This is a genomic window from Lachnoanaerobaculum sp. OBRC5-5 (assembly GCF_000296385.1).
GTDB lineage: Bacteria > Bacillota > Clostridia > Lachnospirales > Lachnospiraceae > Lachnoanaerobaculum.
Window position 1 is genome coordinate 1,821,218 of the sequence record NZ_JH815185.1, and the last position, 14,207, is coordinate 1,835,424.

Genomic DNA, 14,207 nt, shown 5'->3' on the forward strand with positions numbered 1-14,207 from the left:
CCCTAAAGCAAGTATACACCCTTTTATTAAAATAATATAGAAGGTAACAATTTTACATCAAGCTTAAGAATAATTCTTTAATATCCTCAAGCTTTGGATCTCTTGGATTGCCCGGTCTGCAGGCATCATCCATTGCTGACTGTGACAAGAAGTCTACATCCTCAGGTTTTACTATTTCTTTCAAATCTTTTGGAATGCCTACATCTTCAGAAAGCTTCTTTACCGCATCAACGGCTGCCTTTTTGTACTCCGCTTCGCTCATATTCTCTGTGCCTTCTACGCCCATAGCCTTAGCCACATCTCTGAGCTTCTCACCAACCGCATCAGCGTTATATTCCATAACTGTCGGAAGAATAATAGCGTTTGCTACACCATGAGGTGTATCATACAATGCACCAAGACCATGTGCCATTGAATGAACTATTCCAAGTCCACAGTTAGAAAATCCCATTCCGGTCAGATACTGTCCGATAGCCATTCCTTCTCTTCCCTCTGCAGTGTTTTCTACTGCACCGCGAAGTGATTTTGCAATAAGCTCGATAGCCTTTAAGTTGAACATATCTGTAATAATGTTAGCACCCTTTGTAGTATATCCTTCGATAGCATGTGTAAGTGCATCCATACCTGTTGAAGCTGTAAGTCCTTTTGGCATACTTGACATCATATCAGGATCTACGAATGCTACTACTGGAATATCATGTGGATCTACACACACAAATTTTCTCTTCTTCTCTACATCTGTGATAACATAGTTTATAGTAACTTCTGCCGCTGTACCTGCTGTTGTAGGTACTGCAAATATAGGAACACATGGGTTCTTTGTAGGTGAAAGTCCCTCAAGACTTCTCACATCTTCAAACTCAGGGTTTGCAATAATTATTCCGACAGCCTTAGAGGTATCCATAGATGAACCGCCACCGATAGCTATTATATAATCTGCACCTGATTTTTTGAAAGCCGCTACTCCGCTTTGAACATTTTCAATTGTCGGGTTTGCTTTTATATCAGAATAAATCTCATACTCAAGACCCTCTTTATCAAGTAAATCAGTAACCTTTTTTGTTACATTGAACTTAATCAAATCCGGATCTGAACAAACAAAAGCTTTCTTGAAACCTCTAAGCTTTGCTTCTTCTGTAATGCTTAAAATAGCACCCTGTCCATGATATGATGTTTCATTTAATATGATTCTGTTAGCCATAATGAATCCCCCTAATTATCTGTCACTTACTGACCAAAATTATACAACACCCTTTTGCAACATTATATTGCCATAGAGTGCCTTCTCAGATGTCGCAATAATCAAATATGCTTTTCTTGCTTCATCGTAAAATTTAAATCTTTCGATGCTTCCGATAGCATCTTTTCTTGTATCATATTTTGATACGATTTCTTTGAACTCGTCCCAAATAGGAGTCGCTACCGTATCTCCCGGTACTTTTTCCATAATGCTGACCGGGTGCGGATCATATGTGTCAAGCGGAAAGAGCTTTAATATAGCATCCAATATCTCACATACACCATGACCGTCCATTCTTATGATATGGGCATTCTTCCCCACACTATGTGTGGGGAAATTGCCGTCTGCAATTACAAGTCTGTCAGAATGACCCATTTCACAAAGGTATTTTAAAAGTTCCGGTGATATTATCTCGGGTATACCTTTTAACATATTTACCTCTTATTCATATAAACATGGAGCAATCTTTGGATCTTCCATGTTGTCCTTTGTGTACCATAAAGCACCTGTATCAACATCTGATACGCTCTCGCCGTTTGCCGCCTTAACTGCAAGCTCAACTGCCTTATAACCGATTTGTACAGGATCCTGTGTTACGCTACCTGCAAATAAACCGTCTTTGATTGCCTGAAGCTGCTTCTTACCTGCGTCAAATCCAACTGCAACAACTTTGCCTTCGCCGATCTTATCAAGACCTTCGTTAGCTGTAATGATTGCGTTTGCTGCGAACTCGTTTGAACCGTAGATTGCGATAAGGTCTGACTTCTCTAAAATAGCTGATGCAACAGCTGCACCGTCTGCATCCTTAACTTCTGCAGGTATACCTACATCGATAACAACAGGAGCGCCTGCCTTCTCTTTCTTTAAGCTGTCATGTCCTTCAACTGAAACTTTGTCTTCTCCAACAAGCTTTGTCATCTCTTCAACGAAGCCCTTTGTTCTCTCAACGATTGACTGTGAGTTTGACTCCTGAGCAACAACACCGATTCTAACTGTACCTGAAGCACCGTCAATCTTGTCCTTGATAAGCTCATATGTCTCTTTTGCTGCCAACTGTCCTGCTACAAGATTGTTTGTAGATGCATTAGCCTTGATAGCTCCTTCCGGTGCATCCGGAACACCTGAGTCAAATCCGATAATCGGAATACCTGCATCCATTGCTGTCTGGATTGAACCCAAGCTTGCCTGTGTATCAAGTGCCGCAAAGCAGATAGCTGTAGGCTTTTGTGCTATAGCTGCATCTAAATACTCGATCTGCTGTGCAATAGCTGACTCATTATCAGGACCCTGGAATGATACTTCAACTCCTAAATCTGTTCCTGCCTGCATTGCACCCTTCTCAACTGCCTTCCAGAACTGATGCTGGAATCCCTTAGCGATAACGTTGATCTTCTTTCCGTCAGCGCTTGCTTCCGCCTTTGTCTCCTCAGACTTTGATCCGTCTGCCTGTGCTGCTGTTGTCTTCTCAGCCTCACTTGAACTGCTGCTTGATCCGCCACATGCCGCTAATGACATTGCCATCAAACTTGCTACTGCAACTGCTAAAAATCTCTTCTTCATAATTTCCTCCTTAATTAACCCTTTCTTTTTCTATTTAAGATATCCATATACACAGCGAATACTAATATGATTCCTGTGATGAAGAGCTGATAATGTGACTGTACTCCGATGTATGGGAAACCGATCTTAAGTACTGTCATGATAAACACACCTATAATTGTTCCAACGATTGAACCGACACCACCTGAAAGTGATGTACCACCTATAACTACTCCCGCGATAGCATCAAGCTCAAATCCGTTACCTGTATTTGGCTGTGCTGTTGAGAATACCGCTACATATGCAAGTCCTGCAAGTGCTGCGAACACACCTGAGAATACATAAGCAAGTGTCTCATATTTTTTTACATCAATACCGGAAAGTCTTGTAGCTTCCTTGTTTGAACCTATTGAAAGAATATATCTTCCAAGTCTTGTCTTGTTAAGCACTACTGCCATTACTACTGCACATACTGCCAAAAGTATAAATCCTGTAGGGAAATTCTTTGGAAGGATGCCGCCATCCTTTGTTACCATGAATATCTCTCTAAACCAAGCACCTGCACTGCTTCCCTGCGGGAATGATATTGTCTTTGTCTTTGATACGATTGAGCCCAAGCCTCTTGATACCATCATGGTTCCGAGTGTAGCGATAAATGCCGGCAACTCAAAATGTGATACCAAAATACCGTTTATAAGTCCGAATACGGCTCCAACCAAGAGCATTATCAATATAACAACAAACATCGGTGTACCTTTTTCCATAAAGGTTCCGCCTATAAGTGCAGAGCATATAGCAACTGTACCTATTGAAAGGTCGATACCGCCTGTAGCAATAACGAAAGTAACTCCGATTGCCATAAATGCTACATAGTAAGCAGACTTTGAAATGTTTGTAAATGTTGTAGCTTGTAAGAACTTATCTGTTAACAGTGAAAACACTATACATATTACTACCAGCGCGGCGATAACCACTGCCTGCTGATTTGAAAAAATCTTTTTTAGGTTCATTATTTTGCCCCCTGTCTATTTGTTGCACATGTCATGATTCCCTCCTGACTGGCCTCAGAAATGTCAAGACAACCTGTTATTCTGCCTTCACACATTACTACGACTCTGTCGCTCATTCTGAGTACTTCCGGCAATTCCGATGAAATCATTATTATGGATTTGCCTTCTTTAACCAATCTTTCCATCAAATCATATATTTCACTCTTTGCACCTACGTCTATACCTCTTGTAGGTTCGTCAAATATCAATATTTCAGAATCCTTTACCAACCACTTCGCTATAACGACCTTCTGCTGGTTTCCACCTGAAAGTTTCTTTATAATCTGTGTAACACTTGGTGTTTTGGTTCTTAATTCCTGAACATATTTTTCACTGACACTTTTTGACTTTGACCCGTCTATAAACAGTCCTTTTGTGAATTTTTCAAGTGAAGACAGGCAGGTGTTCTCTTCTACAGACTTATCTACCAAAAGTCCATATCTCTTTCTGTCTTCTGACAGATAACCGATACCTGCATTTACGGCATCCTTTGTGGATTTTATACTTACTTCCTTACCGTGAATATATATCTTACCGGAATCCATCGGGTCCGCACCGAAGATAAGTCTTGCAACTTCCGTTCTTCCTGCACCCATAAGTCCTGAGAAACCGAGTATCTCACCCTTTCTCAGCTCAAAGGAAACATTCTTTACGTACTTTCCTCTGTTCAGATTTTCACATCTGAGTACAACTTCCGCATCCGCACTTACATCAGATTTGGTCTTTGGTTCCATAAAGACTGTTCTTCCGACCATCATCTTAATGATATCGTCTTTTGTACATTCCTTTGTTACCAAAGTGCCTACATATTCTCCGTCTCTCATAACAATAACCTTGTCCGAGATGACATTAATTTCGTCCATTCTGTGTGAGATATAAATTATTCCCGTACCCTTAGCTCTCAAATCGTTTATAACTTTGAAAAGCTCTTCTATTTCGGAATCTGTAAGCGCTGCTGTAGGCTCATCAAAAACTATAACCTTTGCATTTGTTGAGATAGCCTTTGCAATCTCCACCATCTGCTGCTTTCCTACAGTAAGACTTCCTATTTTTACATTAGGATTTATATCTACATTAAGCTTTTTGAACAGTTCTCTGGCATCCTCAGCCATCTTTGCATCATCTATAAAGATTCCTTTTTTTCTCTCTTTTCCGATGAAAAGATTCTGTGCCACTGTCAGATCGTTCATCATATTTAATTCCTGATGTACGATTGCAATTCCCGCCTCTTCAGATTCGGATACAGACTTGTACTCTACTTCTTTTCCTTCAAAAGTTACAGTACCCTCATCCTTAGAATATATTCCTGTCAAAATCTTCATAAGAGTTGATTTTCCGGCACCGTTTTCACCCATCAGTGCTACTACTTCACTCTTATTAAGTTCAAGTTCGGCATTTTTTAATGCTGCAACTCCGGAGAAAGATTTCTTTATATTTTTCATTGTGAGTAATGCTGACATAAGATCTCCCTCCTATTTATCTTTGATACTAACCCTCTGACCATATGTCTTGAACTTCTCTGCCATCAGAGTCATTTCTTCGTGAGGTAATATTACCGGCTCACCGATAGCCTTAGCCTTGGTGTAAACTTCGGCACAGTACTCAATTTCTTCTATAATATTGAAAGCGTTAAGCAAATCATTTGCACCTGCAAGAATTCCATGGTTTGCCAAAATAACAGCTTTTCTGTCCTTCATTGCTTCAAAAGCATTCTTTGCAAGCTCAGGGCTTCCGTATGTAGCATACTCAGCCACTCTTACATTCTCACCTGCTACAGCGATCATATAATGAGTTGCAGGAAGTTCCTGTCTGAGACAAGCCATAACGGTTGCATACATTGTATGAGCATGAATAACAGCATCGATATCATCTCTGTACTTATATGGCATTACATGCATTGCCCACTCTGATGAAGGAACTCTGTTTCCCTCTATCACATTTCCGTCAACATCGATGATAACTATGTCCTCAGGCTGTATCTCAAAGAAATCTATTCCTGAAGGAGTGATTGCCACATGTCCGTTCTTTCTGTCAAATATACTCAGGTTACCACCTGTTCCCTTGGTAAGTCCCGCTTTTACAAGTTTCTTTCCGTACTCTATTAGAAGCAGTCTTTCCTTCTCCATCAACATAATATTTTTTCCCCTTTACTATCAAGAGGGCAATACTGCCCTCCTGTATTTAATTTTTACTTATAAAGCGGACCGTAGTAAGCACATGCTCTGTAGTCCTGTCCCTCTAAATCAGCTGTTCCGAATCCGTTAAATGAATGTGGTCTGAATATTCTCTCGTCCTCAATATTGTGGAATGCTACAGGGATTCTAAGCATTGAAGCCAATGTAAGAAGTCTGTCTCCTACATGTCCTTCTACTGTTGCACCGTGGTTTGCACCCCACTTAGCCATAACATTGTATACTGAATCTGCAGCGCCTACGCCAATCTTCGGTGCGAACCATGTTGTCGGCCAAGTCTTGCTTGTTCTCTCATCAAGGATTCTATGTACATCATCATCAAGTACACATGTATGTCCTTCTATTACCTGAAGTGTAGGTCCTACACCTTCAACCATATTTACTCTTATCATAGTAACAGGCATCTCTGCTGATGTCTTAAAGTGTGATGAGAAACCGCCGCCTCTGAAGTACTCATAATCGGCTCTGCACCAGTCTGTAGCCTCACAGCATGCCTTAACATCTTCATCTGTAAGGTTCCACCATTCCTTCATTGTTCCGTTACCGTTCTCATCCTTAGCTGCCGCACTTGCGTCAAGACAGCTTGCACCTGAGTTGATAAGGTGGATGATACCGTTCTTAGCATATCCGCTGAGCTCTTTTCCGCTGACTCTCTTTACCGCATCCGGTGACCAGTATGTTCTAACGTCTGAGAAGATAGGAGCCTTTCCTGTAGAAAGCCATCCGAACATCATAGCTACACCGTTTAATGTATCATTCTCTGTTGCAAACGGTGTCGGCATCTTCTTACCGTTCCAGTTGAAACCTGAAGCCATAATAGCCTCTGTAAAGTCTGCGTTTGGAAGCCAGTCTGTCCACATTCTCTGTCCCTGGAATCCGCCTGCAATACCGTTTCTTCCAAGTGACTCCTCATGCCATCCCATTTCGGCAAGCTTCGGATTTCCTTCAAGGATATCTCTTACTACCATTGCATGCTTTACGCAGAATTCCCACTGCTCGTCATCCTTAATATATCTTGATTTCTTGATTATCTCAGGGAAGTCCTTACCTGCATTGATATCCATACCCTCTTTGCAGTATTCCTTTACCCATGCAAGAGCTCTTGCAAACTCTTCATGATCATAGATACCAAGTGTAATTCTTCTAAGAACCTCTGTCATATCTACCCATTCGGTTCTCATTCCGAGATACTTCTGTAAGAAGTCTACGTTTACCACACTGCCTGCAATACCCATAGATACTGAACCGATATTTACATATGACTTATTCTTCATTATACCGACAGCAACCGCTCCTCTTGCAAAGTCTAAGATCTTCTTTGCAACGTCTGCTGTGATAGTTGTTTCATCCTTATCCTGAACTTCTGTTCCGTAAATTGAGAATGCAGGAAGTCCTCTCTGTGCATATGCCGCCATAACTGCCGCAAGATAAACAGCACCCGGTCTCTCTGTTCCGTTGAATCCCCAAACAGCTTTGATTGTGTTCGGATTCAAGTCCATTGTCTCTGTTCCGTAGCACCAGCATGGTGTAACTGTAAGTGTTCCCACTACATTCTGATTTGCAAAAAACTCTTCACAAACAGCAGCCTCTGCACCGCCACCGATAGTTGTAGGTGATATTACAACCTCTACCTTTTCTCCATCAGGATATCTAAGGTTGTCCTCTATAAGTTTAGCCGCTCTTTTTGCCATTCCCATTGTCTGTTCTTCAAGTGACTCTCTAACGCCGCCCCATCTGCCGTCGATTGTAGGTCTGATACCTATCTTTGGATGATTCATAATTCCCTCCTTATTATTTTGAATCTATTCTTTTTATCTCACATGATCCTAAGATCAATTCAATACCGCTTTTTAAATCTTTTACTTCATTCAGATGTAATAGTGAAAGAAGAATATTTCCAAGAGCTGAACTCTCGTAAGGTCCCGCCTTTACATCTACCCCCATTTTATTTGCAATCATAGATGTAAGTACGCTTGACTTAGCACCGCCCCCGATCATATGGATCTTCTTGAAATTCTTATTTAAAATCTTTTCAATGTCGGCTTTTACTTCCATATACTTTGCTACCATGCTCTCATAAATAACCGCAAAATAGTCAAAGTCATGTTCAGGAGTATCACCGCCTTGATTTCTTATAAAATTATCAATCTCACTCTTTACATCAATACCCTCTTTTGCAAATATTTCCGCATCCATATCTATGAGTGAAAGTTTCTTATCAAGTTTGTTTACATAATCACTGATATCATCAAATGGAATCTTTTTGCCAAGCTTTGCTTCAAGCTGCGCTTTGTACTTTTCCAACAGATAAAGTCCTGTGATATTTTTGAAAAACATAGGCTTTGAGTCAAATCCCAATTCATTTGTAAGATTGTTCTCATAAGCTTCTTCGTTTATGATACATTTATCCACCACGCTACCTATAAGTGACCATGTTCCACAGCTTAAGAACATACTGTCCTCGTCCAGAAAGCTGTCTGTCATAAGAAGTGCACTTGCAGTATCATGAGTACATACCGGTATCACATCGATTGAAAGTCCCCTTAATGCCTCTATTCCGGAATCTTTTGTATTTCCGACTACTTCTGTAGCTTTTACAATCTCCGGAACCAAACTCTTTTTAAGTTCAAGTTTCTCAAATATAGTGTCTGAAACTTTTCTCTGTCCCATATCATAAAGTCCTGTTGTAGACCAGATAGTTTCTTCTCCTATTTTCTTTCCTGTAAGCATATAGAAAATCAAATCCGGCATCATAAGCATCTTATCCGCTTTTTCATATATATCAGGATTTAACTTCTTTAATGTAAGCAACTGGAATATTGTATTTATGGTCATTATCTGATTTCCGGAATTTTTGAATATTTCAAGCTCACTTATCTTTGCTTTCGCTTCTTCTCTTCCTACAGCATATTTCTCATCTCTATAGGAGAATGGAATGTCTATCAGTTTTCCGTCCTTGTCTATCACTCCGAAGTCAACACCCCATGTATCAATACCGATGCATGATACATCCTTGTTCTCAATGATAGTACTTACTATTTTTTCTAAAATAGCATCAAAGTCCCAATACAATCTTCCGTTTTTATTCTTTATACTATGGGCCATTCTCATAACTTCTTCAGTTACAAGTTTTCCATCCTTAACATATCCGATAATACCTCTGATGGATGTCGCTCCCATATCGAAAGCCAATACTCTTTTCATACTTCACCAACTTTCAATAATAAAATCGGCAATCTTTCGGAGACATGCTATAACCCCCAAAAAATTCCAAAACTTTTTCTTTTTTGTTTTTATTTTCATATCTACGAAACATTGCCGAAAATGTTTTTCAGTGAATACAATATAACACATTTAATAATAAAAATATATATATGGATATATTCTTGAATACTTTTTTTTATTTTATGCTATAATGTTCATGTGTGAATTTTTTTGTTCAAACCTGTCGGCAACTCCGGTATTTGCTTAACGGAAGTTACTGTAAAATAAAAGTAAGAGGATTATTTATGGATTCGAATGGAAGAAAACAACAGATACTTGATGTTTTAAATAAGAGCAACGGTATATCAAGTATAGACGGCTTATGTCATAGAGTTTTTGCTTCACGCTCTACTATAAGAAGAGATTTGATTGCACTGGAAGAAGAAGGTATTGTTAAGAGGTCCCACGGCTATGTATCTGTGATTGTTAAATCAGCCAATGAAAGCCCTATCGGTATGAGAAGGATAGAAAATTTGGATAAAAAACAGATTATTGCAGGCAAGACAGCACCGCTTTTAAAGGACGGTATGGTTATATTTTTAGACTCATCATCTACTGTTTGTCAGCTGGCTCCTTTGCTTAAATTAAGGCATAATATCACTATTATTACCAACGGTATCAATATCGCAAATGAACTTTCAAATGCACAGGATTTGAAATGTTTTCTGTGTCCCGGTGTATTAAAACATAAAAGTTTGTCCATAGTTGGAGAATTTGCTTCAAGCTTTATCAAAAACTTCAATGCTGAGCTTGCGATTATTTCTTGTAAAGCCATCAATACAAAGGGTATATTTGAGGGTGATGATTCTCAGGGACTTGTCAAAAAGAGTATGATAGAAAATGCAAACAAGACTATACTTCTTTGCGACAACACAAAGGAAGAAGCAGGAGGATTTTTTAAACTCACAGATTTTAGGGATATTGACGTTTTAATTTCAAACGGACAATTCTCAACCGAGCTTGATGAAATTCTTTCAAAAAATATTTCTAAGATAGTATAATTTTGTATAATAAAAGGTCTGAATCTATATCACAAGATTACTTGTGTAAGATTCAGACCTTTGTTATTATCTAAAATAATTATTCCACTGATTTGTTCCTTGATACAGGATATGAAGATAGCCTACCTCAGCACCTGCAGACTTATCAGTCTCGTTTGTAGATAATTTTGCCCTTCCCCCGACATTTCGGATTTCATAACGTTTCATACCTACATTTCTTTCATCCTGATCGTCAGAATCACTGACATATACAGCTTTCAGCTTTCCGTTCAAATCATATTCCGCACCCCACAAAGTTACAATATGATTACTCCTTGAAAACACTTTATGAGAAACTCCTACTATTCCACCATTACCCAGAATTTCTTTAAGAAGATTACTTAAGGATTCATAGTTTCCGCCATAGGTACGGTCTGTAAGTTTTTCCCCTTTAAAAACATCATAGAAAAATCCGCCGTTATTATTTGGAATGAGGTCGTCACTCTCTATATTAGTAGCACCCGTTGTTTTTGGAGTATATCCGTTAATGAACAAATCCATCAAAAGATCCGAATAAAAGCCTCTCTCATTATATCCGTACAGTACCTTATAAAGTTCAAATAACTTACTGTTTTCCGGACTTTCAAAAGAAGTTTTTAAATCTGAAAGTTTTCTGTTTGCACGAATTATATCTCCGTTTTTTTCTATATATCTGTCAACATATTCAATATTTTGATCAAACCACCAATGAAGCATATTTGATGATACCGCCGCAAAGCAAAGATTTTTATCTATATCGATATTTCCACCGCTTGTCGTTTTATTAACATCATACCATCCGTCTCCGCTTGAATATGGTACAGTATATGTTACATAAGTATCTTTACCGCCTTGTATAATCTCTTTATGAAAATCTCCGCCTTCTCCCATAAAAGGACCGTTAATTCCCTTTACCCAGATAATGGTTCTGATTTCACCGTCTTCAGTCGTATACTGAACAACATTGTTATTCTCCGGAGTAATCAATGATTCTTTTATCTTTTCAGCCCTGTCCTGTGTGCTCTCTTTTCTTTCCGTTTCGGGATTTTTATTATTCTTTGGAGGAGTATTCTGTTTTTCCTCTTCTTTCGGTATCTCTACATTTGAAGATGTAGCAGGCTTTACAGGGCTCTCATTCGGCTTTTGGGTATCATCTTTATCCGGGCTTAATTCTTTTCTTTGACTTATCGAGCCTTCACTTTTACTGAAACTTCCGTCCTTTTTTGATTCTCTTAATATTCTGCTTTCTTCTCTTTTTTCTCCTTGATTTAATCCGCTTAATCCATCGCTTCTTCCGGTATTTTCGCCAATATTTGAGCCGGCGCTTTTATCGGAGCTTTCACCTTTGTCCCGGCTATCTGGTCCGCCGCTTATACCTGAACTTTCACCCTTTCCCCGACTATCTGATTCGCTGCTTTTTCCTAAGTTTCCACCTCTACCCCAGCCTCCGCTTTTACCGGAGCTTCCGCCCTTGCCCAAGCCTCCGCTTCCACTACTTTTTCCCGAACCAACTGCAGTACCTTGTTTCTTTGCTGTATTCGATGAGCTCTGTGAAGCATTACCTGTACTTATCCCCTTACCGGCTTCATAATACTCTGTTCCGCTTTCATTAATCCATCTTCCTAAAGCATCAACTCTATATCCGCTGACAGCAGTATTTGAATACATTTTTCCAAATGTAGTATTATCTGTTCCTTCAAAATAATAGCAATATCCGTCTATCCACTGCCATCCTGATAAAAGTACTCCCTCATTGGAAGTTTTACTGCTGTCCAAAAAATACCAATTATTTGAAGCATCCATATACCAGCCGGTTTTTAAACTTCCGTCTTCATTAAAGAAATACCAGTTATTATTTATCTGTTGCCAAGCTTTTAAAGCCTTATCTTCTTTATAATATTTCCATTTGTTATTTTCTAATGTCCATCCTTTTGTACCTGCATAGGCATTAAAGGACATCAACATGGTAAGCCCCAAAACTGTCGGGACAAATTTATTCTTTTTCACTTTACTACCCTTTCATTACTCAAAATTGCACAAAAAATCAGCCACATCAATATGACTGAAGTTTTGCAAACAATTATATATTACTACATTTTATTTTAAATATCCAATATTATTTAAATGATATTATATCCCAGATTTCTTTCGGTTCAAGTCCCAGTTTCCAAACTGCTACCCCCGCCAAATCAGCTTCCTTTACCGCATCCATTTTAAGCTTCATAGAACGCTCATCTTCCATCCATATGTACTTGGTGGCATTTCCCACTGTGGTTTGCCCTACGTACTGGCCTACCTCATCGTCCCAGGTAAGATTTACATTATTTTCCTTAACCCATGTAGCCGCTCCTACCATTCCGAGTGCCGTTGATGTAACCTTACCGTTTTCCTTGGTCCAAACTCTTGTATATACCGGAACAGCATTTATAAGTTTTTCCTTAGGTACTTCCGTAAGGCTGTCTGTAATGGAATTTTTTACAAAGTCTATAGAAGCACTGCTTCCTTCATCAGATCCGCTGTAATGCTCATCATATCCCATGTTTATTACATAATCCACAACTTCAGCCAGCTCATCTCTCTCATAATACATATTGTAGGATGCCGGAATAGGAACATCCACACTTAATACTATTTTATTGTTTCTGCATGAAACGGAAAGCTCTCTTATAAACTGAATAAAATGCGGTGCATTGTCCTGTGTGAGCGACTCAAAGTCTATATTTATTCCGTCAAAGCCATATTTCTTTGCATCCGCAATCAGATTTGAAATAAGATTCTTTCTGTTTGCAGAAGAAGACAATATCTTTAATGTACTGATATCCTTACTGAAATTATCAATTAAAGGCCATACCTGTAAGTTCTTTTTATGTGCCGCATCCACATAATCCTTACTTGCTATAGAGGTATAATTTCCCTTATTATCTGAAAGTTTGAACCATGTCGGTGATATTACATTCATCCCGCTTGTATTTGCAACAACCTTTTCCATACCGCTGTTTGCGGCAGTTGTCGTTACCTGATGCCATCCGAGAACTACCTTCTCATCCATTGATATGGAAGTATATTCCGGCTTTACAAATGCACTTTGTCTTTCGGCCCGTGTGAAATTTTTCAAGTGATTTTTCTTTACATATCCCATCAAACCGCTTTGTGTGAAAACTTTATACCACTTCTCATTTTGCTCCACTATTGTAACATTTTCGTCTTTCTTAAGTTCTATACCCTCTATACTTGCAGACCAATTGTCGGCATTCACTCTCAGTCCGGACTTTGACTTTATTGTGGCAACATCATATTTACCGAAAGTATTATTGATATATACCTTTTTAATTTCACTGTCAGTATATGAGTCTACCCAAATATCTGTGTAAGCCTTTATAGTTTCAATAGACAGATAAACCTTTCCGTCAGATTCAAGCAAAAGCGGCTTTCCGTTATTATCCACATTCTCAAAATTTGCATATACTATTTCTGTAGGCAAAGCGTATGAAAGAAGCTTTTCATCATCACTGTAATAAAATTTATCATTGAGTATGGCTCTGGTCCAATTTAGAGGTACATATACCACTCCGTCTTTATATATTGCTTTGGCCTTTTGCAAAGAATAATTGTATACAAGCGCTACATCATCACCCTCAACCTGGTATAACTGCGCCTGCGTAACCTTCTCCTTTGACCCTATAATTCCGTCCATTTCTCTTGATATAAATATAATTCCAAGCATGATACATAGAACTACAACAATACCTGTTAAAACCTTCTTCTTCACTTTTCCTCCATATAAAATAAGTTATTGTAAAGTATTCACTATTATATACTATAAATATGTATAAATATTTAAGAGAATATTTTTATAGGCAAATTTTTAGGCAATAAATGTATAATTTTTTCATGCCATAGTCTC

At 38.8% G+C, this 14,207-nt stretch carries 11 protein-coding genes; 1 reads left to right on the forward strand and 10 read right to left on the reverse strand.

The annotated features are described in order from the left end of the window. Positions 1-52: 52 nt before the first annotated feature. The 8 genes from fucO to HMPREF1135_RS08695 are packed head-to-tail and all read right to left on the reverse strand — an operon-like array spanning position 53 to position 9,224. Positions 53-1,201: a lactaldehyde reductase gene (gene fucO / locus HMPREF1135_RS08660; protein WP_007594240.1), complete on the reverse strand. Its 1,149-nt coding sequence runs from the start codon at positions 1,199-1,201 to the stop codon at positions 53-55. Between the two features lie 39 nt (positions 1,202-1,240). Beyond that, positions 1,241-1,672 carry an RbsD/FucU family protein gene (locus tag HMPREF1135_RS08665; RefSeq protein ID WP_007594242.1) on the reverse strand — a complete coding sequence of 144 codons (432 nt, stop codon included), beginning with the start codon at positions 1,670-1,672 and terminating at the stop codon, positions 1,241-1,243. A 9-nt stretch (positions 1,673-1,681) separates the two neighbouring features. Then, complete coding sequence (locus HMPREF1135_RS08670) at positions 1,682-2,800, reverse strand: ABC transporter substrate-binding protein (protein ID WP_007594247.1); 1,119 nt, start codon at positions 2,798-2,800, stop codon at positions 1,682-1,684. 14 nt (positions 2,801-2,814) lie between these two features. Continuing rightward, on the reverse strand, positions 2,815-3,789 hold the full coding sequence (locus HMPREF1135_RS08675) for an ABC transporter permease (RefSeq protein WP_007594249.1): 975 nt from the start codon (positions 3,787-3,789) through the stop codon (positions 2,815-2,817). Then, on the reverse strand, positions 3,789-5,288 hold the full coding sequence (locus tag HMPREF1135_RS08680) for a sugar ABC transporter ATP-binding protein (protein WP_007594251.1): 1,500 nt from the start codon (positions 5,286-5,288) through the stop codon (positions 3,789-3,791). Before HMPREF1135_RS08680 ends, HMPREF1135_RS08675 begins: the two co-directional genes overlap by 1 nt. Positions 5,289-5,300: 12 nt before the next feature. Beyond that, a complete protein-coding gene (locus HMPREF1135_RS08685; protein WP_007594253.1) occupies positions 5,301-5,960 on the reverse strand; it encodes an L-fuculose-phosphate aldolase in 660 nt (219 codons plus the stop codon). A gap of 56 nt (positions 5,961-6,016) precedes the next feature. Next, positions 6,017-7,798, reverse strand: a complete 1,782-nt coding sequence (locus tag HMPREF1135_RS08690) for an L-fucose isomerase (protein WP_007594255.1) — start codon at positions 7,796-7,798, stop codon at positions 6,017-6,019. A 13-nt stretch (positions 7,799-7,811) separates the two neighbouring features. Beyond that, positions 7,812-9,224 (reverse strand): rhamnulokinase, encoded by a 1,413-nt coding sequence (locus tag HMPREF1135_RS08695; protein ID WP_034214821.1) that lies wholly within the window; start codon positions 9,222-9,224, stop codon positions 7,812-7,814. A gap of 305 nt (positions 9,225-9,529) precedes the next feature. On the opposite strand from HMPREF1135_RS08695, the gene HMPREF1135_RS08700 reads away from it, so the two are divergent. After that, positions 9,530-10,285 (forward strand): DeoR/GlpR family DNA-binding transcription regulator, encoded by a 756-nt coding sequence (locus HMPREF1135_RS08700; protein ID WP_007594259.1) that lies wholly within the window; start codon positions 9,530-9,532, stop codon positions 10,283-10,285. A gap of 66 nt (positions 10,286-10,351) precedes the next feature. On the opposite strand, the gene HMPREF1135_RS08705 is transcribed toward HMPREF1135_RS08700, so the two are convergent. Together HMPREF1135_RS08705 and HMPREF1135_RS08710 are read right to left on the reverse strand one after the other, a co-directional pair. Continuing rightward, positions 10,352-12,268 carry an IdeS/Mac family cysteine endopeptidase gene (locus tag HMPREF1135_RS08705; protein ID WP_084761724.1) on the reverse strand — a complete coding sequence of 639 codons (1,917 nt, stop codon included), beginning with the start codon at positions 12,266-12,268 and terminating at the stop codon, positions 10,352-10,354. 151 nt (positions 12,269-12,419) lie between these two features. Next, positions 12,420-14,072 (reverse strand): glycosyl hydrolase family 18 protein, encoded by a 1,653-nt coding sequence (locus tag HMPREF1135_RS08710; protein WP_007594262.1) that lies wholly within the window; start codon positions 14,070-14,072, stop codon positions 12,420-12,422. Positions 14,073-14,207: the final 135 nt, after the last annotated feature.

Coding starts and splice junctions, on each gene's coding strand:
- fucO (WP_007594240.1), bottom strand. CDS start 1,201: ATGGCTAACAGAATCATATTAAATGAAACATCATATCATGGACAGGGT.
- HMPREF1135_RS08665 (WP_007594242.1), bottom strand. CDS start 1,672: ATGTTAAAAGGTATACCCGAGATAATATCACCGGAACTTTTAAAATAC.
- HMPREF1135_RS08670 (WP_007594247.1), bottom strand. CDS start 2,800: ATGAAGAAGAGATTTTTAGCAGTTGCAGTAGCAAGTTTGATGGCAATG.
- HMPREF1135_RS08675 (WP_007594249.1), bottom strand. CDS start 3,789: ATGAACCTAAAAAAGATTTTTTCAAATCAGCAGGCAGTGGTTATCGCC.
- HMPREF1135_RS08680 (WP_007594251.1), bottom strand. CDS start 5,288: ATGTCAGCATTACTCACAATGAAAAATATAAAGAAATCTTTCTCCGGA.
- HMPREF1135_RS08685 (WP_007594253.1), bottom strand. CDS start 5,960: ATGTTGATGGAGAAGGAAAGACTGCTTCTAATAGAGTACGGAAAGAAA.
- HMPREF1135_RS08690 (WP_007594255.1), bottom strand. CDS start 7,798: ATGAATCATCCAAAGATAGGTATCAGACCTACAATCGACGGCAGATGG.
- HMPREF1135_RS08695 (WP_034214821.1), bottom strand. CDS start 9,224: ATGAAAAGAGTATTGGCTTTCGATATGGGAGCGACATCCATCAGAGGT.
- HMPREF1135_RS08700 (WP_007594259.1), top strand. CDS start 9,530: ATGGATTCGAATGGAAGAAAACAACAGATACTTGATGTTTTAAATAAG.
- HMPREF1135_RS08705 (WP_084761724.1), bottom strand. CDS start 12,268: ATGTTGATGTCCTTTAATGCCTATGCAGGTACAAAAGGATGGACATTA.